This window comes from Erwinia sp. AK-PDG3-5 (assembly GCF_056821705.1).
On sequence record NZ_CM165967.1, the window covers coordinates 3370357 to 3389994 of the forward strand.

The 19638-nt window shown below is 52.2% G+C and carries 19 protein-coding genes; 7 read left to right on the forward strand and 12 right to left on the reverse strand.

Annotated features, from left to right (window positions below):
- Positions 1-483: 483 nt before the first annotated feature.
- Positions 484-567, reverse strand: a complete 84-nt coding sequence (locus AC1UKS_RS15655; protein WP_441316267.1) for a small membrane protein YohP — start codon at positions 565-567, stop codon at positions 484-486.
- A 339-nt stretch (positions 568-906) separates the two neighbouring features.
- Between AC1UKS_RS15655 and AC1UKS_RS15660 the strand changes: the two genes are divergently transcribed.
- The gene (locus AC1UKS_RS15660; protein WP_265911708.1) at positions 907-1152 is read left to right on the forward strand and encodes a hypothetical protein; all 246 of its coding nucleotides are present in this window, start codon (positions 907-909) and stop codon (positions 1150-1152) included.
- A gap of 103 nt (positions 1153-1255) precedes the next feature.
- Here AC1UKS_RS15660 and AC1UKS_RS15665 read toward each other — a convergent pair whose 3' ends face one another.
- From AC1UKS_RS15665 to gntT, 5 genes are all read right to left on the reverse strand, one after another.
- The gene (locus AC1UKS_RS15665) at positions 1256-1897 is read right to left on the reverse strand and encodes a glutathione S-transferase family protein (RefSeq protein WP_482434395.1); all 642 of its coding nucleotides are present in this window, start codon (positions 1895-1897) and stop codon (positions 1256-1258) included.
- 37 nt (positions 1898-1934) lie between these two features.
- Positions 1935-3041 carry a hypothetical protein gene (locus tag AC1UKS_RS15670; protein WP_482434397.1) on the reverse strand — a complete coding sequence of 369 codons (1107 nt, stop codon included), beginning with the start codon at positions 3039-3041 and terminating at the stop codon, positions 1935-1937.
- Between the two features lie 310 nt (positions 3042-3351).
- A complete protein-coding gene (locus AC1UKS_RS15675; protein WP_482434398.1) occupies positions 3352-4278 on the reverse strand; it encodes a formyltransferase family protein in 927 nt (308 codons plus the stop codon).
- A gap of 18 nt (positions 4279-4296) precedes the next feature.
- Positions 4297-5931: a phosphoethanolamine transferase EptA gene (gene eptA / locus AC1UKS_RS15680; RefSeq protein ID WP_482434399.1), complete on the reverse strand. Its 1635-nt coding sequence runs from the start codon at positions 5929-5931 to the stop codon at positions 4297-4299.
- Positions 5932-6217: 286 nt separating this feature from the next.
- On the reverse strand, positions 6218-7534 hold the full coding sequence (gntT, locus tag AC1UKS_RS15685) for a gluconate transporter (RefSeq protein WP_053146165.1): 1317 nt from the start codon (positions 7532-7534) through the stop codon (positions 6218-6220).
- Positions 7535-7843: 309 nt separating this feature from the next.
- Between gntT and AC1UKS_RS15690 the strand changes: the two genes are divergently transcribed.
- The 6 genes from AC1UKS_RS15690 to AC1UKS_RS15715 all read left to right on the forward strand — a co-directional run bounded on the left by AC1UKS_RS15690 (position 7844) and on the right by AC1UKS_RS15715 (position 13893).
- The gene (locus AC1UKS_RS15690; RefSeq protein ID WP_482434401.1) at positions 7844-8356 is read left to right on the forward strand and encodes a GNAT family N-acetyltransferase; all 513 of its coding nucleotides are present in this window, start codon (positions 7844-7846) and stop codon (positions 8354-8356) included.
- Positions 8357-9062: 706 nt separating this feature from the next.
- Entirely contained in the window at positions 9063-10487 is a 1425-nt protein-coding gene (locus AC1UKS_RS15695; protein ID WP_013201252.1) for a cytochrome ubiquinol oxidase subunit I, read from the forward strand.
- A gap of 1 nt (position 10488) precedes the next feature.
- Positions 10489-11496, forward strand: a complete 1008-nt coding sequence (gene cydB, locus AC1UKS_RS15700) for a cytochrome d ubiquinol oxidase subunit II (RefSeq protein WP_013201251.1) — start codon at positions 10489-10491, stop codon at positions 11494-11496.
- A 97-nt stretch (positions 11497-11593) separates the two neighbouring features.
- Complete coding sequence (locus AC1UKS_RS15705) at positions 11594-11752, forward strand: DUF2474 domain-containing protein (RefSeq protein ID WP_482437011.1); 159 nt, start codon at positions 11594-11596, stop codon at positions 11750-11752.
- A gap of 158 nt (positions 11753-11910) precedes the next feature.
- Positions 11911-12165, forward strand: coding sequence for a CsbD family protein (locus tag AC1UKS_RS15710; protein WP_013201249.1), 255 nt, complete (start codon positions 11911-11913; stop codon positions 12163-12165).
- A gap of 387 nt (positions 12166-12552) precedes the next feature.
- Positions 12553-13893: a carbohydrate porin gene (locus AC1UKS_RS15715; RefSeq protein WP_410173072.1), complete on the forward strand. Its 1341-nt coding sequence runs from the start codon at positions 12553-12555 to the stop codon at positions 13891-13893.
- 100 nt (positions 13894-13993) lie between these two features.
- Here AC1UKS_RS15715 and fetB read toward each other — a convergent pair whose 3' ends face one another.
- From fetB to AC1UKS_RS15745, 6 genes are all read right to left on the reverse strand, one after another.
- The gene (gene fetB, locus AC1UKS_RS15720; protein ID WP_482434404.1) at positions 13994-14752 is read right to left on the reverse strand and encodes an iron efflux ABC transporter permease subunit FetB; all 759 of its coding nucleotides are present in this window, start codon (positions 14750-14752) and stop codon (positions 13994-13996) included.
- Positions 14739-15407, reverse strand: coding sequence for an iron efflux ABC transporter ATP-binding subunit FetA (gene fetA, locus AC1UKS_RS15725; RefSeq protein WP_482434406.1), 669 nt, complete (start codon positions 15405-15407; stop codon positions 14739-14741). The genes fetB and fetA overlap by 14 nt, the downstream gene beginning before the upstream one ends.
- Positions 15408-15502: 95 nt before the next feature.
- On the reverse strand, positions 15503-16615 hold the full coding sequence (locus tag AC1UKS_RS15730) for an ABC transporter substrate-binding protein (RefSeq protein ID WP_482434408.1): 1113 nt from the start codon (positions 16613-16615) through the stop codon (positions 15503-15505).
- 199 nt (positions 16616-16814) lie between these two features.
- Positions 16815-18164 (reverse strand): ATP-binding protein, encoded by a 1350-nt coding sequence (locus AC1UKS_RS15735; RefSeq protein WP_482434410.1) that lies wholly within the window; start codon positions 18162-18164, stop codon positions 16815-16817.
- A complete protein-coding gene (locus tag AC1UKS_RS15740) occupies positions 18140-18808 on the reverse strand; it encodes a response regulator (RefSeq protein ID WP_482434412.1) in 669 nt (222 codons plus the stop codon). The genes AC1UKS_RS15735 and AC1UKS_RS15740 overlap by 25 nt, the downstream gene beginning before the upstream one ends.
- Positions 18809-18817: 9 nt before the next feature.
- Entirely contained in the window at positions 18818-19585 is a 768-nt protein-coding gene (locus AC1UKS_RS15745) for a COG4705 family protein (protein ID WP_265911694.1), read from the reverse strand.
- Positions 19586-19638: the final 53 nt, after the last annotated feature.

Here is a 19638-nt window from a genome sequence, read left to right on the forward strand (position 1 = left end):
TTTCTCCAGGATGAATCCCAGGCAGGCGTAGTCATATGCTTACCGTCATGAGCGAAACCTCCTCAGTCGCGCCTGCTAAGGATCCTAGGTGAGCCAAATTAAATCCCGTCCTAAGAAAAATCCTTAATCGTAAAACGTGAAACAATCACCTACACACTATAAGGTCATCCTTATTAATCAATTTGTTACCGGTGAATATCACCTGAGTTTACTGATAAGTATAATTTATCAATGCGCGGTTTTATTTTGGTAAACTCGGACAACGCTTAATGCAAGGAGGTGAGAGCTGGTGAGAATTCGCTGCTTTAAATGTGGTGAGGATAAGATAGTCTTTACCACCCAAGGTGATCGGTTTGGCCAACACCATGGTGCACGTTGTGCAACCTGTAAAAAGCCTATCAGTCTTAGTGACCTTTTTTTCAGAAACGCCATAATACACATTGAAGAGGTGACAGCGCGCAGAACTCCACTGCCACCTGAGTCTTAGAACAGAATTTTGAACACGCCTGTGATGGTCAATAAACCAACAATAAAAATAATCGCAATAATCCAGAGTATTAGTTTCATTCCATTTTCCTCAGCCACAGTAAAAAGTCACTACGATGTAGTGGCTTGAGTATAGAAGAAGATTTTTTCCTTTGCGCAATCGGCACCTCACGCCAGCCAATAAAGCCCGTTCAGACACTTAGCGTCCAGACACCAAATTAATGCTTAATTGTCATAACGTTAACCAAATATATGACGTTAAAATCCCCTACCCGATTTTTTTCGCGATGACGGTCACGCTCTGCGTTTTCTTTACGCTTCTTCCCAGGAAGTCACTGCGCGGCGGGACTAAACTGATCGGTGTCATTTGCTATGGACTCACTTGCTATGACTTTTACAAGACGTTAACAAGGAGATCTTATGAGCACAATTAACAGCAGCATGGGCCGCTATAGCCTGAAGGCCAAAAACACCGGCAATTACATCAGAGGATCAATTGCCATCAATGACGAAGGCGGATCACAAATTACGCTTCAGGAGTTTAATGAACATTACCTGGACGACGTGGTGAACAATGTAATCTATCCCGTTACCGGCGGTAATCGGGTGATTGCCAATGCCTTCAGAGATGAGATGGTAAAAGCAGGCTTTGTTCAGCCGCATTAGCGCTGGCATTATTGATTAAGGGCCCTTATATCAGGGCCCTTTTTTTATCGGCAACGTCGCGGCTTTTGGATCGTCTCCCCAAGAAATCAGGCAGTGCAGGCACTCAGGTGACGCGTAATTCCTCGTAGGAAACCACCACATGTTCGACAAAAGCGGGCCGTTCCAGCAGGCGCTGGTAGTACGCCTCGATGGCCGGGAAGGGGGTTCGGGCTAATGCAATATCGAAATAACGGAACAGCAGATGGCCAAACTGAATATCGGCCAGCGTCAGTTCATTTCCCGCCAGATACGCGTGTTGGTTTAACTGCGCCTCAGCAATTTCCAGTTTGCTATTCAGCACTAACAATGCCGCCGCAATGGCCGGATAATCGCGATCTTTTTCCGCCGTTCTGACCACTCGCCAGAACAGGGGAGCAGTGAAGCTGTGGGCCACGTTGATCTTGGCCCACTCCGCCCACTTATCCACTGCCGCGCGTTGTGCAATATCCGCGGGCCAGAATGTCCTGTCAGCATAACGATTGGCGAGATAACGCAGGATAGCGCCGGTTTCCCATAGCGTCTCCCCTTCCCCGTCACGGATCACCGGTACGGTGCCATTCGGGTTCATGGCCAGGAATTCAGCCGTGTCGTTGCCACCGTACTTATGACCAATATCCACCCGTTCACAGGGTAATCCCAACTCAGCAATGCACCACATCACCGCCTGCACGTTGGAAGAGGTTTTTCTGCCCCAGACTTTCAGCATGACGTTATCCTTATGCCGTTAATAACAGGTTTGGTTCTCAGCCCGCGGGAGTTTGCCCCTCCGCCTTTTGCAGCAGCTCTTCCGCTGGCTCATCATCCGATTCATCATTTTGATAGTTTCTTCGTAAGCGCTTGCTCACCAGAAACACCGGCGTGGCAAGGAACAGCAACAGGCTTCCGGCCATGCCACAGACCAGCAGGCTGATACAGCCGGTAATCCCTCCGCCCGCGGTAAGCCCGGCCACCACCAGCGACAGGATAAAGAAGAACGACAGCGTCAGGCTGACCGGCCAGATATTGGTGATATCCATATCGCTGAGCGCCATTTTCACCGGTTTTTTGGCCGCTTTTTCCGCCAGCTTTTCCGCTTCAATCGCCTCTTTAACCGCATTCAGATCGACACAAGGCGCAATAAAGTCTTCCGCGGGTTGCGGATGATACAGCGCATCGAAAATACGGTCGACCGGCGGAAATGTCACTGGCCAACTGCCGCTGTGCACACCATAGGTGGTTAATGCTGGCAAGGTGATGCGCGGCCATTGAACCGGTTGAAGATAACGGTCGTTAAACACCACCCAACTCTGCCGCGTCTGGCCTTTGGTGACGTGATAAAGACGGAAACGGTCGGCCGGAGGATAGTTCAGATTACTGACCCGCGCGGTGATAAAGGGGATATGCCGCAGACGACAATAGTTCACCCGGCTTTGCCCCTGTGCCGCCAGCAGTAGCCCAAGTGAAGGCAGGAAATACCATGAGGTACTCTCCGCCGCCATCGGACCGTCCAGGTGCTCAAGGAGTTTCGTTTCACTGGTGGCGCTCAAATGCTCTGGCCACCAGCGCCAGCTGCGCCCAATGACCCGCTCCGTCGGCACGCGGAAAATGCCCAGCGGTTCGGTTTCCGCCGGCAACTTGGCGAAGGGAAAAATTTTGCTGAAAAAGGTCAGGGCATCATCCGGCCCGTCCCATTCACCGCTGGCTTCAAGGCCGTGAAGGTTGGCCGTCAGTTCTCCCCAGCCTGTTTTCCCGAGCATATCGATCTGATATTTGGTGTCCGCCAGGCGTTTTCCTAGCCGCAGTATTTCCTGCGGGATCCCCTTTAGCGGCAGCTCGGGGAGCGTCGGCTCCTGAATCTGTTCATTTTCCATACTGAATACATCCCCAAAGGCAATTGCCCACAGACCTGTTTAATAAAAAGGATAATTAACCGTGAAACGCAGAAGGCGTTTGAGAAAGGTGTTGGGTGGCCTGCGCCGAAAATGGGGCAAATTGACTTAAGGTCGTTTGTTATTTTTATAGCCGGTCGAAATTTGGCTTTAGTCAAAAAACCAAATACTATCAAGGTGATAGTATACTTAGCAAAGGTGTTTTTTGGCAACTGCCTTGAATGGGATTAGGGGGCTGGGGCGGCATTAGCGAATAAAAGGAGCCGATAAACGGCTCCAACTTATAACGAATTCAGCGAGCTAGCGATAAAACCAGGCCGTTGGTTAAGGACATTTTATGACTTAATTCAGCACCTGAGAGGCACTTACCATCGCTCATTTGCGCCGAAACGATCTCGAGTTGCCCCTCACCGCAGGCTATAACCAACGGGTTACTGCTGATAACCGTTGCGGCTGCGTAATCTGAACGCTCGGCACTAAAGCGGCTTTTCCACACGATGAATCGCTGCCCACGGGCAAAGGTGAATGCACCCGGCCAGGGATCCGCCAGGGCACGCACCAGATTATGAATGTTCATCGCGCTGTCAGCCCAGTTGATCTGGCCATCTTCCGGCTTTCTTCTGCCAAAGCGGCTGGCCTGGCTTTCATCCTGTTGCCGCTCGATAAGTTCTCCCGCCAGCAGCGACGGCAGCCAACGGGCTAACTGGATCCCCGCAGTGCTGACCAGCTTGCAGTGCAGAGAGTAAGCATCATCCTCAGCGGTGATAGCGGCCCGCTGCTGCGCGAGGATCGGGCCTGTATCCGGCGTTCCAATCATTCTGTGCAGGGTTACGCCGGTCTCCGTTTCCCCTTTTATCAGCACCCAGTTCAGATGTGCCCTGCCGCGATAGGCCGGCAGGAGTGAGGCATGCACATTAAAAGCGCCTGATTTAGCGCTATCAAGGATCGTCTCACTGAGGATCTGCCGGTAAGAGAAGCAGAAAATCATATCCGGCGCGAACGCCTGGATCTGGCCGATAGAGGCAGGCAGGTTGACATCCTCGGGCATATACACCGCAATGCCCTGTTCCTCTGCAGCCTGTGCCACCGAGCCGTGGAAGTGATTTTCACCCACCGCGTCTGGATGGGTGAAGACCGCCAGCACCTCAATCCCGGCCTCAATAAGCGCTTTCAGCCCGGCGCAGCCCATATCGTGATAGGCAAAGACGATCGCTTTCATCAACGCTCACTCCCTCGATCAGCGGCAGCTTGCAAGAATGTCATCAGACGGCACATATTCTTTGGTCTCGGTCCCCGTGAGCCCCAGCATGGTGGAGAACAGATTATCCTGAGAATAGCTGTTGTTCGCCGCCTCTTTTTTCAGACAGGACTCATTAATACCAAAGCGTTTTTTGTAATCTTCCGACAGCCAGATCAGCATAGGCACATGCTTTTGCTGAACCGGCGCAATGGCATACGGCATACCGTGCAGATAGACGCCACTTTCACCCAACGACTCGCCGTGGTCGGACAGATACACCAGACTGGTAGTGAAATTCGCATCGTTCTGCTTCAACACAGTGATGGCTTTATCGACGATAAAATCGATATACAGAATGGTGTTGTCATAGGTATTAACCAGCTGCTCGCTGCTGCAGGTCTGGATCTCGTTCGTATCACAGGTTGGCGTGAACTTACGGAAGCTGGCAGGGTAACGATGATAGTACGTCGGGCCATGGCTGCCGATGGTATGCAAAACAATGACGCCGTTGCCTTTCAGATTTTTAATGTAATCGTCGAGCTTATTAAAGAGGATCTCATCGTGACACTCGCCCTTGATGCACATGTCCGGTAAATCCAGGCTGGTGACATCTTCATGCGGAACACGATCGCAAGCACCCTTACAGCCACCGTCATTCTCTTTCCACAGGACGTTAATCCCCGCGCGCTGAATCACATCCAGCAGGCCTTCCTGATGACTGGCCAGTTCTTCATCGTAATGGGCTCTGGGCATATTCGAGAACATGCACGGCACAGAAACCGCCGTGGCGGTGCCACATGACGTCGTATGCGGGAAATAGACCACGTTATCTTTCGCCAGCAACGGGTTGGTATCACGGCTGTAGCCAGATAAAGAGAAATTATCGGCACGCGAGGTTTCACCGAGCACTAAAATGGTCAGAGTCTTCTTAGGGCCGGCCAGCATTTTTGGATTTTGTTTCGCATCTTCGCCTATTTTCACCAGTGGCAGATTATCCAGCTTGTGGTGAGAATAATAAGAATAGGACGCGACGATGCTGTTGGAAGGCGAAAGGGATTTCACCAGCTCTTTATCGTTACGGAATAACGAGGCGTAATCTTTATAAAAGAAGGTGGCAACGAGGGCAATCAACGCCACAGAGACCACCAGGCTGGCCAGACGAAAAACCAAGCTCTTCCACACCGGCTGCGTTTTTTTGATTTTTATCCAAAACGCCACAATCACCATCAACAGGCCAAGGACGAGGATGGCGAATAACAATTGCGGGGTCACTAATGCCAGCGTTTCAGAAGGCGTGGTATCCAGCATATTGGTTATCATAGAACGATCGATGATAATCCCATAATTCATAATGAAATATTGGGCGGATGCCGAGACCAGAATAAAAATAGCAATCAGAATGCGATCGAGCCATAAAAAGGAGGCAATGGTTAGCAGGATATTAATCACGCTAAATGCCACCACCGGCATCGATAAAAAGACCAACACGTTATGGAATGAGGTCAGCTGCAGGTTGGCCATCACCTGCCGGTAATAGGCAATATTAAGAAATACGGCGATATAAACGGAAAACAACATCAGGAAGGCAACCCGACTGAGCGTGGGCCGTTTTAGAATCGATGACAGTAACATAAGCAACGCTGGTCCGATAAACGTCAAAAGTATTGCACTAATATTACATTTTTAAGATTAGGACAACCTTAAGCGCACTGAGTTATGGGGCCTGAAACTGCCGTAAACGCTTTTAAATCAAAATATTAAAAAAAATAATCATTTGATTTAATTCAATAAAAAAACAGTACCACCTCGATCCACCCGCCCATTCGCGTAGAAAACAGACAACCAACAGACTTAATTTTTTTTAATGCTTTTTACGGAATTGTGATCAAAGGCCTGCCCTTACAGGCAGGCCAGCAGCTTACACCACGTTCTGCAGCAGCAGGCAGCCGATTAAGCCGCATAGCGAAATCACCGTTTCCAGACCCGACCAGGCACGAATGGTTTCGCCGATAGTCAGGTTGAAATACTCTTTGAACAGCCAGAAGCCGGGATCGTTAACATGCGAGAAGATCACGCTACCGGAACCGACGGCAATCACCATCAGCTCAGGGCTGACGCCGGTGGTGGCGATAATCGGGGCGACAATGCCACCGGCAGTAATCGCGGCAACGGTTGCAGATCCCAGCGCAATACGCAGTGCAGCGGCAATCGACCAGGCCATCAGGATTGGCGAGATGGTACTGCCTTCCATCATGCCGGCGATGTATTTATCCACGCCACTGTCGACCAGCACCTGCTTGAATGCCCCACCACCGCCGATAATCAACAGCATCATAGCGATGATTTTGATTGAGTCGGTCAGCGTCTGCATCACTTCATCCATAGTGCGGCCGCGGTTCAGCCCAAAGGTGAAGATCGCGATCAGCACCGCAATCAGCGTTGCCATGATCGGGTCACCAAAGAACTCGGCATAGGCCAGCAGCGGATGCCCTTTTGGCAACACCATCTCAGCAACTGCACGCAACGCCATCAGCACCACCGGGACTAACGCGGTCCAGACGCTGACGCCAAAACCTGGCATCTCGGCTTCGGTGAAGGTTTTCTTGTTATACAGACCTTCCGGGATTGGCTTATCAATGCTCTTCAGGAAACGGGTGTAGACCGGGCCCGCCAGGATCACCGTAGGGATCCCCAATAGCGTACCAAACAGCAGCGTTTTACCCATATCCGCGTGGAACAGCGTGGCGATAGCCGTTGGTCCGGGGTGCGGAGGCAGGAAGCCATGGGTGACGGACAGCGCCGCCGCCATCGGGACGCCAACGTACAGTAAAGGTACGCGCGCAGAAGCCGCGATGGTCAGCACCAGCGGCAACAGCAGCACAAAGCCCACCTCGTAGAACAGCGCGAAGCCGACGGTAAACCCGGTCAGCACCACCGCCCATTGAATGTGTTTGGTGCCGAATTTGGCAATCAGCGTGGTGGCAATGCGCTGCGCACCGCCACAGTCCGCCAGCAGTTTGCCGAGCATCGCGCCGAAGCCCATGATCAGCGCCAGGCTGCCCAGCGTGCCGCCGACGCCAGCTTTGATCGAACCAATCACTTTGTTAACAGGCATTCCCTGCATCACGCCGACCGCCAGCGCGACCAGGATCAGGGCAATGAATCCATTCAATTTCAAGCGGATCATCAGCAGCAGTAACAGCACTACGCCAATCGCAACGATGACTAATGGCATAAACATTCTCCGGTGTGTGGCCCGGATGCGTCATCAGGGTCACATTAATCTTTCCCGCCTTGCTCAGGGCGTGACGGGTATCAGTGTCAGGGTATTCAACAAAACTCACGAGGTGTTACCGGGAACATGTTAACGGTAACATCCCAACGCTGATATGCTTCGGCAGCGAGAAATTTACATTTTGAGATGAAGATCAAACTTTTGACACATGCCATGTCATCAGGATTTTTTCTCTTACTTTGCGCATCGTTACGCTATGCCATTGCTGTTAATCTGTTTTTCTTCGTTATATGCAAAGGATCGCCAGACATGAAACTTCATCACGCCACCCTTGCGGATGCAGAGCACCTCTCATCGGTTGGCACGCGTAGCTACTACCACCACTTCGCCAGTCTGTGGCATAACCCTGCGGAGATGGATGCGTTTGTTCAAAGCCAGTTCTCGAGTGAATCGATTACCCGTAGCCTGCAAAAACCCGATACTGACTGGTTCTGGATAGAAGTGGCTGGGGAAGCAGTCGGCGTCTGTCTGGTGAACTGGGCCTTGCCGGTGGCAGAAAACCAGCCTGACGGCGCTTACCTCAATAAGATCTATATCCTGCCGGAACACACCGGGAAGGGTTATGGCGCAGGCGTTATCGCACACATTGAAGCGCTTTGTCGGCAAAAACACAAAGCTTACTACTGGCTGGAAGTATTGAAGGAGAATCCCGGCGCCATGCAATTCTACCAACGCCAGGGATTTACCTTTTTAAGGGAAGAGCTGTTTACCAGTCCCAGTCAACAAAGCGTGGTGTATATCATGATCAAGCGGTTGTCTTAGGCGGCGTCTGCCGTTTGTGAATTCACACAACGGCTGGCCACATTTTGACCCAAGACAAGAAAACACGTTTTTCGTAAGGTATAAATGTAACAAAATGATTCTATGTGAATCAAAATAAGAAATTAAGGTTTAACATTTACACGGTTTTTCATAGCAAGTGATGACGCAGTGAAACCTGACCATTGTTGATAACATTCAGCGGGTGAATATTTAATTTCAAACACCCTTTAAAATAACAATAAAATAACATACCCCTTTTCGGGGTGATGTTTTTTGTCATTAATTTCCCATTTGTGCGCTTGTTCGAAGAATTGAATCTCTAAAAAGTTATAGCAACGCGCTCATACATAATTAAAAGTCGCGCGCTTTTTTACAATACGTCGCCCTTCCCTCTCCCTGACGGGGATTGATAAAAGCCCTTCCGGCCCTAAAGAAACAGTATTCTTACATTGCGGCATCATTCGGCTACTCTTATTTAACAGCGCGTCAAAATATTTTAACCTGATGATGAAACAATTCATCGCAAAGATCCGCGCTGTTATAGGCAGATTTACTATTACTGTAGCTACTCCTTCACCTGATTTGGTCTCAGGATCAATCCTTCGATGAAATACCCGTTTAGCGGCGGCTGAATGTAGCCCGCTTGTTAAATGTCGGTAAATAAAAAAGAAAGGCAGTTTTTTATTATGTTAGATCGAGGTAAGCAATGTTTGGATTAGATGCGTTCCACCTGGCAAGGATACAGTTCGGGTTTACCGTTTCCTTCCATATCCTCTTCCCGGCCATCACTATCGGCCTCGCCAGTTTCCTGGCGGTGTTGGAAGGGCTATGGTTGAAAACCAAAAACCCGGATTATCGCGACCTGTACCATTTCTGGTCAAAAATCTTCGCCGTTAACTTTGGTATGGGCGTGGTGTCCGGCCTGGTCATGGCGTATCAGTTCGGCACTAACTGGAGCGGCTTCTCGCAGTTTGCCGGTAGCGTGACCGGTCCGCTGCTGACTTACGAAGTGCTTACCGCGTTCTTCCTCGAAGCGGGCTTCCTGGGCGTGATGCTGTTCGGCTGGAACCGCGTGGGTCCGGGCCTGCACTTCTTCGCGACCTGTATGGTTGCGTTAGGCACCCTGATCTCGACCTTCTGGATCCTCGCCTCGAACAGCTGGATGCAAACCCCGCAGGGTTATGCCATTCAGAACGGCATTGTGGTCCCGGTTGACTGGTTCAAGATTGTCTTTAACCCGTCCTTCCCGTTCCGCTTGCTGCATATGTCCACCGCGGCGTTCCTTGCCAGCGCCTTCTTTGTTGGCGCGTCTGCGGCGTGGCACCTGCTGCGTAAAAACGACACGCCGGCCATCCGTAAAATGCTGTCGATGGCCATGTGGATGGCGCTGATCGTTTCGCCAATTCAGGCGATGCTGGGCGATGCCCACGGTCTGAACACCCTTGAGCATCAGCCGGCGAAGATTGCCGCGATTGAAGGTCACTGGGAAAACCCACCGGGTGAGCCAACGCCGTTGGTGCTGTTCGGTATTCCCGACATGGAACAGGAAAGAACCAAGTATGCGGTTGAAATTCCGTATCTGGGCAGCCTGATCCTGACCCACAGCCTGCACAAGCAAGTGCCTGCGCTGAAGTCATTCCCGAAAGAAGATCGTCCTAACTCGACCATCATCTTCTGGTCGTTCCGCGTGATGGCCGGTCTGGGCATGCTGATGGTGTTCCTTGGCTTCGCCAGCCTGTGGCTGCGTTTCCGTAACCGTCTTTACACCTCACGTCCGTTCCTGTGGTTTGCACTGGCGATGGGTCCATCAGGTCTGATTGCACTGTTGGCGGGTTGGTTCACCACTGAAATCGGCCGTCAGCCGTGGGTAGTTTACGGTCTGCTGCGCACCAAAGATGCGGTATCTGCCCATGGCGATCTGCATATGAGCATCAGCCTGATTGCCTTTATCGTGGTCTATATGTCGGTGTTCGGCGTGGGTTATACCTACCTGTTCAACCTGATCAAGAAAGGCCCGCAACCGGGTGAAGGTGACCACACGCCAGACGGCGGTCCGGGTACCCATCACACCCCTTCACGTCCGCTGTCAGCCGTGCAGGAAAAATTAAATTCGCCGGAAGAGGGGAAATAACGTGGGTATCGATCTTCCTGTAATCTGGTTCACCATCATCGTTTTCTCGACGCTGATGTATATCGTAATGGATGGTTTCGACCTCGGTATCGGCATCCTGTTCCCGTTTAATAAGGACGCTACCGAGCGCGACATGATGGTTAACACCGTCGCACCGGTGTGGGATGGTAACGAAACCTGGCTGGTGCTGGGCGGCGCGGCACTTTACGGTGCCTTCCCGCTGGCTTACGCGGTGATCATTGACGCGCTGTCAGTGCCGTTAACCGCCATGTTGATTGGTCTGATCTTCCGTGGCGTGGCGTTTGAATTCCGCTTCAAAGCCACTGAAGAGCACCGTCCGTTCTGGGATAAGTCGTTCATCGTCGGCTCTTATCTGGCCACCTTCAGTCAGGGTGTGGCGCTGGGCGCGATCATCAACGGTTTCAGCGTGACCAACCGTGCTTACAGCGGCCCGGAACTGGGTTGGCTGACGCCGTTCTCATTGTTCTGCGGTCTGGGTCTGGTTGTGGCGTATGCGCTGCTGGGCAGCACCTGGCTAATCATGAAAACCGAGAACGAGCTGCACCGTAAGATGACGGCACTGGCTAAGCCGATGCTGCTGGCGCTGCTGGCGATCATCGCCGTGGTCAGCATCTGGACGCCGCTGGAGCATGCCAACATCATGCAGCGCTGGTTTACCCTGCCGAACCTGTTCTGGTTCCTGCCGGTGCCGGTGCTGGTGCTGCTGGCTTCCTGGGGACTGTTGCGTTCCCTGAAGCGTCATGCTCACTACTCGCCGTTCCTGCTGACGCTGGCGCTGGTGTTCCTGGGCTTTACCGGCCTCGGCATCAGCATCTGGCCGAACATTATTCCGCCGTCCATCACCATCTGGCAGGCGGCCTCACCGCCGCAGAGCCTTGGCTTTATGCTGGTTGGTGGTCTGCTGATCATCCCGGTGATCCTGGTGTACACCTTCTGGAGCTACTACGTGTTCCGTGGGAAAATCAAAGCAGACGAAGGCTACCATTGATTTAACGGCAATCTGATAACCACAAGAGAGCCAGATGCAGGTTAGCGACTGACGCGCCTGCATCTGGCACGCTTCGGGATATTTTGGAGACACGATGATGATTGAAGCTCAACACACCCAACAGGTGGTAAAACCACGGGCGTGGAAACGCGTACTGTGGATGCTAGCCATTTACGCCGGTAGCGTGATGGCGCTCGGCGTAGTGGCGATGCTGTTCCGCGTGATGATGACCGCTGCTGGCATGAAGTCACATTGAACCTCTGATTGCCAGTTAATTGCCAGGGGCCGACAAATGTCGGCCCTTTTTCTTTACAATGGTCATAAATAGTCACATAACCGAGGCGGCATAAGACGCAGGATGGTCTAAGCTTTTAAACGTTCATGAGGAAATCATGCCATCAAGAAGGAGACAGTATGAGTTTATTAGATAAAGCATCAGACAAAGCTGACGAAGCGCTGGGTAAAGGTCAGGAGCAATTTGGTAAAGCTGTCGATTCTCCCGAGCATGAGTTCAAAGGCCGTGTGCGCCAGGGCGCAGCTAAAGCCTCTTATGCCGTTGATGACGCGCTCGACTGCGTGAAAACCAAGACGCAGGACGCCCCATTTGTTTCGCTGGCGATTGCCGCTGGCGTGGGCTTCCTGGCCGCGAAGATTTTTGGTCGCCGCTAGTCCGCTCGCCGCGTCGCCAGACGGCGCGTTGAAAGTTAAAAGGCCGACATTTTCGGCCTTTTTTTCTGCCCGCTACTCCGCTCCCTGCCCCGCTTTTCCCGGCCGCTTCCGCTTTCGCGATTGCTAAATTGTGATCCGATTAAAACTTCTATAACTCATTACTACCAGGCTAATAATTTCAGCACTAATTAGAACACCTTTCCCGCCAATTAATGCTTTCATTCCTTCTGTTAAGGCCGTTATTCCCGGCTTATGTCAGCACGTCCCCCCTGAACAGATCCCCTGAGCAGGAGAAAATGCTTAACAAAGCAGCGTGGCCGCGACGCACCCTGTTCAATAAATAACCTTTTGGACAGCGCTATCACTATAAGAAAGAAGGTGTTTCACATGAAAAGCAAGCAACCAAAAACCACGTTAAAAAGATCGGTGGCGTTCTGTGGTTTAGGACTGATGCTGGCGTCAGGATCTGCACTGGCAGATTTCGCGCCGCTCAGTATGGATTCTCCTTACGCATTTGGTGACTGGGAGGGTTCCCGCACCCAGCTGAAAAATGACGGGGTGGATTTCCAGGTGAACTACACCATGGAATCCGCCAGTAATTTCTCCGGCGGCTACAACCAGTCAACCACCGCGCGTTATACCGACCAGTGGGCGTTCGGAACGACCCTGGATCTGGAAAAGCTGCTGAACTGGAATGACACGCAGTTCCAGGCGACCATCACCAGCCGTAACGGTCAGGACTTAACGCAATATATTAACGATCCGCGTTCGGGTGGCCTTTCCTCCGTGCAGGAAGTGTGGGGACGAGGACAAACCTGGCGCCTGACGCAGTTCTGGTTGAATAAAGGCTTCTTTGATCATGCCGTAGAAGTGAAAGCGGGACGGGTTACGGTTGGTGAAGACTTCGACTCCTTTGACAGCAACTTCCAGAACCTGGCATTTGGTAGCGGCCAGGCGGGGAACTGGCGTGGCGACCGCTGGTATAACTGGCCGGTCTCCCAGTGGGGCGGACGCGTGAAGTTTAACTTCACGCCAGAGCTGTTCTTCCAGGTGGGTTTCTATAATCAGACGCCATCGAACTACGATACCGGAAACGGTTTCCGCCTCGATACCAGCCCAACGCTGGGGAATATGGTGCCGGTGGAACTGGGCTGGAAACCGGCCTTTGGCGCCGACAAGTTGCCGGGTAATTACCGTGTCGGGATGTACTACTCCTCGGTGCGCGGCGATAACTACAGCAGCTACAACAATGGTCAGTACGGCGAAGATAACCACTCTTACGGCGGCTACCTGCTGTTGCAACAACAGCTGACCGCGATGGAAGGCGACAACACGCGCGGTTTAGGGGTGACGGTCCAGGCCGTAATGAACGACCAGAAAACCTCGAAGACCGACAACTATCAGTCCGTCTCCTTCGTCTGGAAAGGACCGTTTGATGCCCGTCCGAAAGATGAGATCGGGGTCGGTGCCGCGCGTATTCACGTCAACAATGATTACGGCAATATGCTGCGCAAAACCAATCAGGAAAACGGGGTTAATGATTACGACAACCCAACTTACCTGCCGATCCAGAGTGGATCCGAATATAACTATGAGATCTATTACAACGCTCAGGTCACCAACTGGCTGAAACTGCGTCCAAACCTGCAGTACGTGGCTTCTCCAGGTGCGGTCAGCGAAGTGAAAAACGCTTTCGTTGGCGGTATCAGCGCCAATATCAACTTCTGATCCTCGCGCGTCAGGCGGATCGCTCGATCCGCCTGCTGCTCTTCCCCGCATCAACACCCTGGCCTGTTCGACATACCTCAGCCGCAAACATCAGCCCTGACTAGCGTAGCTGTGCGCGTGCCGTGTAAAAGCGGCGGTAGGCGAGATAGCCCGCAATAATCGTGGAGATGCTGGCCGTCCCCAGCAGCATAAAGGTCACCATGATCTGGTATTTGATCGCTTTAACCGGATCGATACCGGCAAAAATCAGCCCGGACATCATGCCCGGCAAGCTGACCAGCCCCACGGTTTTAGCCGCATCAACCGTTGGGATCATCGCCGCACGAATGCTGTCGCGGATCAGCGTGCCCGATGCGGTTTTGACTGAAGCGCCCAGACTCAACATCTCCTGAATTTTTTGACGATTGTCGGCAAAGCGCTGGTTCAGATTGCTGTAACAAAGCCCCACCGCCACCATCGCATTGCCGGCAATCATCCCTGAAATCGGGATCACCTGCATTGGCATAAATTCAATAGAGCCACTTAACACCAGGATCACCAGCGTCAGCGTGGTGCTGGCGGTAATGGCGATAAAGGAGAGCATAAAGGCATTGCCAATATTGCGGCTTCGTTTGCGGGCGTTGAGTGCTGCATTGACGCAGATAAACAGCACCATCAATACCGTCAGCCAGCTATTGTTGAGGTCGAAAATATATTTGAGAACGTATCCGACAATAATCAGCTGAACGATCGCGCGGGCGATACTCCAGACGATGTCTTTCTCCAGCCCGAGCTTCTCTTTCTTACTGACCAATAGCGCGATGAGCACCAGAATCAAGGCCAGGCCGAGGGACTCATTGGTAATATTATGCTGATTCATCCGTGCCCTTCCTGACCGGTGGCTGGAGCGTCACCACGCTCTGCGCCTGATTGATCTCCGTGGTGTCATGGCTAATCCAAATTACCGCCACGCCCTTTTCTTTCACCAGCCCGGCAATAAGCTGATTTATCGTTTGCTTGTTTTCTTCATCCAGCGCGCTGGTAATTTCATCCAGCAGCAGCACATCCGGCAGGAATTGCAGATTGCGCAGCAACGCAACCCGCTGCTTTTCGCCGCCGGAGAGCTGTTCGGTTTTTTTAGTCAGCATCTCAACCGGCAGATTGACCTTTTTCAGCCAGCCTTTTAGCTGTTCGCTATCGACCTTTTTCTGGCGGATTTGCCACGGCAGTGCCAGATTGTCATACACCGTTTCGCCGAACAGCGTGGGCGTCTGAAAACAATAGGAGACCTGCTGACGATAGCTTTCAGGCTTAAGCTCATTAATGCTGCGGCCCTTAAACTGAATATCACCCGTTGCAGGTTCCAGCAATGACGCAATGATTTTTAACAGCGTGCTTTTGCCGCTCCCGGAAGGACCGGTCAGCAACACAAATTCACCTTGATTCAGCTGTAGCGAGACGGGGGCCAACAACGTGGTGCCATCCTGCACATAGCTAACTTCCTGCACGTCCAGCAGGAGAGACGTTCGCGACATAATGAGTCAACCTGATATGAATATTAATCCCGGGATCATAACGCGATAAGGCGACAATTTGTCGCCTTTTTATCATTAAAAAAGTAACCGTTACGCTATTTCTGCTGAGGCGAATAACTCAGGGTCACGGCCTCGTCAGGTAGCCTGGTGAACGTCTTAATAATCTGGTGGAAGTCAGCGGTGGGATCCATCTGGCTGAACTGAGCCGGGTAAAGATCCTTCGCCAGAATTTCCATGCCGATAATATTATAAGGGTGGTTGTAGAAGTGATGATAAACACCGTAAACCTTGCCCTCTTTCACCGGCGTAATCTGTTGCAAACCGGTGCGGCTGGTGAGTTTATTAAAGGTCGCCGTAATATCCGTGCGCGGGATATTGTAGCCAAATGGCAGCACGTTTTTATTGGGACGTTTTGAACCAGACATAATATAAACATCTGGCTTCATGGCGATGATTTTCTCCAGCGCCACAAACCCGGAGGCACCTGGCAACAGGCTTGAACCGATATTGGTTCCGCCCACGGCTTCAACTAACCCACCCCAACCGTTATGCCCATGCGTGAAACAGCAATTGTCGCTATTGCCGGCGATAGGCTCGATAAAGACCGTGGGTTTCTGCTTCACCTGAGCAATTTTCTGCTGCATCGCATCCCAGTGCTGATGGTAAAAATCGGTGTACTCTTTCGCTCTGGCTTCCTGATTCAGCACGGTGCCTAACAGCGTAATGCTGTTAGCGGTATTCTGTGCAGGGTGCAGTTCATAATCGACAAACACCACTGGAATATTCAGCTTTGCCAGCGTAGCCAGCACGCCGGTCTGTTTCAAGGCGGGTTTGGCGCGCAGCTGAGCGATCATCAGATCAGGCTTTTCAGCAATCACACTTTCCAGGTTCACCTGTCCTTGATCGTTGAAGCCCATATCAATGATCTTTGTCGCTTCCGGCCAGGTTTTCTTCAACAGTTCCCAGGTCTGGGTATCCTGTTTTTTCGGCAAATTATTCCACGCCACTACCCGGTGAAACGGATCTTCGCGGTCAAGCAACGCCAGTGAGAGAATGTCGCGTCCATCCTGTAGGATCACATGCTGAGGTTCTTTCTTCAGGGTGATTTTCTGGTTATCCATATCGGTAATCTGCACTGGATAAGTGGTCGCTGCACAGCTGGCAGCTGCCAGCAGACCGGAAAATAAAAGCCACGAACGAGTCTTCACGTAACGTCTCCATGAGAATAGAAATAAGAGCGATAATCATTTGAAAATATACCGACATCCCAATCTTAATTCATTCTTTTTTTAATCTGAATGTCCTCATGGTGGTTTAACGGGATATTCCAGCGGAATAAAAACACTAAGTCTTAATATAACCTTAACGAGGTGAATAAATGGGTTTATTAAATTTCCTTTGTTTATTTCAGGTATACAAAATCACCTTGACGTTTAAACCGGTCGGCGAACGCTCTGCCGGGCCCAACAGAATTTCCCCCTGCATTCTGTCCAGCAGCGTGCGGACAATCGATAATCCCAATCCTGAACCGGTTTCCTCACTGCCCTCTATTCGGTAAAAAGCATCAAATACCCGCTGGCGTTTTTCGGCAGCAATGCCTGGGCCGCTGTCTTCAATCTCAATCACCACGCGCCCCTGACTGGCAAGAATTTGCAGATCGATGCGGCCATATTCCGGCGTATACCGGATGGCGTTATCGACCAGATTTTTAACCACCGCAAACAGCTCCAGCGGCTGGCAGGCGACGGTGACATCACTGTCTTCTAACATGCCGAGATCGAGCTGCTTTTTCTCCGCCAGCGGCAGCAGATCGGCAATCACCTGGCGCACGACCTGGCTGACCATCGTGGGCTGTTTATCCTGCGCGGGATCGGCAGATCGTAACTGTGCTCTGGCCAGCGATAGCAGCTGCTCCAGCAGATTCTTGGTGCGCTGCATTCCTTCCTGCATCCTGCTAACCCGCTTACGGCTATCCTCGGGCAGCTCGGCTGTGGACAGACTTTCAGCCTGCAGACTCAGCGCGGTCAGCGGCGAGCGCAGTTCATGGGCCGCATCGGCAACAAAGCGGCGTTGCGCCTCAACCGACAGGGAGACGCGTTCAAGCAGACGATTGATCGCATGGATAAACGGCACAATTTCACGGGGTTGGTCTTCGGTTTCCAGCGGGGTGGTGTCCTGCTCGCTGCGGTTATGCACCGCGATCGACAGCTGACGGATCGGCCTGAAGATTTTCTTCACCAGGTCCGCCACCATAAACAGCAGCACCGGGATCAGGATAAAGAAAGGAAGCAATGTGCGCAGTGCACCGGCCATTGCCACTTCATCCTGCACCGACACGCGCTGCGCCACGCCCACTTTGGTGTTGGCGTCCAGCTGGCGGATCAGCACCCGATACGCATGGCCATTGGTATGCAGCGTATGAAACCCTTCCGCCAGCTGCCAGGGAAGCGTGAACCCTTGCAGTGGCCCTTGTGTCGGACGGGCCGGATGAAACATAAAGTGCACGATAATGCGCGACTCGCGCTCATCATGCAGCGGCGGGCTGATCAGGTTGCTGTTTCTTACCGCCACCACGCCATTTTTTGCCAGTTCAGCAATCTGGCTTAACGATGAGTCCTGCAGTTCGTGGGCTTCGTCGAGCGCCGAGAAAAAGGCAATGCCACCGGTGAGTATCGCCACCAGCATAATCGCCGTACAGAGCCCAAAGGAAAGGCGGACCTGCACCGACTCCTTCAGGCGTTTCTTGATACCATCCATCCCACGCCCCGGACATTCTTGATCACGTTAGTACCGAATTTCTTACGCAACGCATGAATAAAAAATTCGACGGCGTTGCTCTCAATCTCTTCGCCCCAGCCATAGATCTTCTCCTCCAGTTCGCTGCGCGACAGCAACGTCCCCGGCCGGATCAACAGCGCCTGCAGCAAAGCAAACTCACGGTTAGAGAGCCGGTGAACCTCGCCCTTTTCCACGTCAAAAGCCTCGTGACTGGCGGGATCAAGGCTGATGATTCCATTGCTAAGTACCGGGCCCGAGTTGCCCCCTTTACGGCGCATCACCGCGCGAATTCTGGCCAACAACTCTTTCATTTCGAACGGTTTGACCACGTAGTCATCCGCGCCCGAGTCCAGCCCGCGCAGCCGGTCTTCCAGCGCATCGCGGGCGGTCATAATCAGCAGCGGTACCTCATTGCCTTTACTCCGCAAGGTACTCAACACGCTGAGACCATCTTTGCCTGGCAGGCCCAGATCCAGCAGCACCAGGTCATAGCTTTGGATCCCCAGCGTGGCGATAGCCTCGGTTCCGCTGCGTACCCAATCCACCGCGTAGCTGGCTTCTTTCAGCGCATCAAAAACCGCTTCACCAATCATGGCATCATCTTCTACAAGCAATACTCGCATGCTGTGTTCCTAATCAGAGTGTGGGTCCGCTGAACGTTCAACCAGCGTCAGATAGCCGACCAGCGCGGCAATTGCCACCAGAAACAGCGTATTGATTTCCATAATCCCGATGCCAAATCCGCCATTTGTGGTGGGCTGTGCTAACAGATCGCCAAACGACGCCCCTAAAGGCCGGGTCAGGATATAAGCGATCCAGAAACAAAGTACGGCATTGGCACCGATGAAAGCCCAGGCCAGCGTCACCAGAATAATTCCGCCACCAAAGACGGCCGCTGACAGCAGATAGCCAAGGTTCATGCCTTCAGAGAGCCAGTCACCTGCCGCCGTGCCCAAGGCAAAGGTAAACAGGATCGCGGCCCAGTAAAACGCCTCACGTCCGGGGGTGTTAATAGCGTGAATCGACAACGTCCCCTCGCTTCGGTGCCAGAGCATAAAGGTCAGGATCAGCGCACCGCTGAACATGATGGTCGAGAGCAGCAGAGGAATGCCTAAGGAATCAGTTAAATTGTCGGTTATCAGGGTGCCAAAAATACTCACCATCACTACCGTCATCCAATACAGCGCGGGAATATATCGGCGGCTGCGCATCTGGCAAAATAGCAGGAGGGCAAACAGACCTCCGGCAACCAGCGAGGTCATGCTGAGGCCGAAACCGAGGTTAACATTCAGGTAGTCCGCTGCCGTTTCACCGACGGTGGTTGACATCATTTTAATCAACCAAAAAAACAGCGTGACCTGAGGCACTTTATTCAAGGCGGAACGGGTTTCGGCTAACATGGACTCTCTCCTCTGACAGGTTGAAGTGATAAGTGTGTCAGGAGAGACTTAGC

Excerpts from the sequence above, each read along its gene's own strand:
- AC1UKS_RS15660 (WP_265911708.1), top strand. The coding sequence starts at position 907 with ATGAGCACAATTAACAGCAGCATGGGCCGCTATAGCCTGAAGGCCAAA.
- AC1UKS_RS15735 (WP_482434410.1), bottom strand. The coding sequence starts at position 18,164 with ATGGATGGTATCAAGAAACGCCTGAAGGAGTCGGTGCAGGTCCGCCTT.
- AC1UKS_RS15675 (WP_482434398.1), bottom strand. The coding sequence starts at position 4,278 with ATGAAAGCGATCGTCTTTGCCTATCACGATATGGGCTGCGCCGGGCTG.
- AC1UKS_RS15655 (WP_441316267.1), bottom strand. The coding sequence starts at position 567 with ATGAAACTAATACTCTGGATTATTGCGATTATTTTTATTGTTGGTTTA.
- AC1UKS_RS15710 (WP_013201249.1), top strand. The coding sequence starts at position 11,911 with ATGAGTTTATTAGATAAAGCATCAGACAAAGCTGACGAAGCGCTGGGT.
- AC1UKS_RS15670 (WP_482434397.1), bottom strand. The coding sequence starts at position 3,041 with ATGGAAAATGAACAGATTCAGGAGCCGACGCTCCCCGAGCTGCCGCTA.
- AC1UKS_RS15740 (WP_482434412.1), bottom strand. The coding sequence starts at position 18,808 with ATGCGAGTATTGCTTGTAGAAGATGATGCCATGATTGGTGAAGCGGTT.
- fetB (WP_482434404.1), bottom strand. The coding sequence starts at position 14,752 with ATGAATCAGCATAATATTACCAATGAGTCCCTCGGCCTGGCCTTGATT.
- AC1UKS_RS15715 (WP_410173072.1), top strand. The coding sequence starts at position 12,553 with ATGAAAAGCAAGCAACCAAAAACCACGTTAAAAAGATCGGTGGCGTTC.
- AC1UKS_RS15690 (WP_482434401.1), top strand. The coding sequence starts at position 7,844 with ATGAAACTTCATCACGCCACCCTTGCGGATGCAGAGCACCTCTCATCG.
- AC1UKS_RS15745 (WP_265911694.1), bottom strand. The coding sequence starts at position 19,585 with ATGTTAGCCGAAACCCGTTCCGCCTTGAATAAAGTGCCTCAGGTCACG.
- eptA (WP_482434399.1), bottom strand. The coding sequence starts at position 5,931 with ATGTTACTGTCATCGATTCTAAAACGGCCCACGCTCAGTCGGGTTGCC.
- gntT (WP_053146165.1), bottom strand. The coding sequence starts at position 7,534 with ATGCCATTAGTCATCGTTGCGATTGGCGTAGTGCTGTTACTGCTGCTG.
- fetA (WP_482434406.1), bottom strand. The coding sequence starts at position 15,407 with ATGTCGCGAACGTCTCTCCTGCTGGACGTGCAGGAAGTTAGCTATGTG.
- AC1UKS_RS15695 (WP_013201252.1), top strand. The coding sequence starts at position 9,063 with ATGTTTGGATTAGATGCGTTCCACCTGGCAAGGATACAGTTCGGGTTT.
- AC1UKS_RS15705 (WP_482437011.1), top strand. The coding sequence starts at position 11,594 with ATGATTGAAGCTCAACACACCCAACAGGTGGTAAAACCACGGGCGTGG.
- AC1UKS_RS15665 (WP_482434395.1), bottom strand. The coding sequence starts at position 1,897 with ATGCTGAAAGTCTGGGGCAGAAAAACCTCTTCCAACGTGCAGGCGGTG.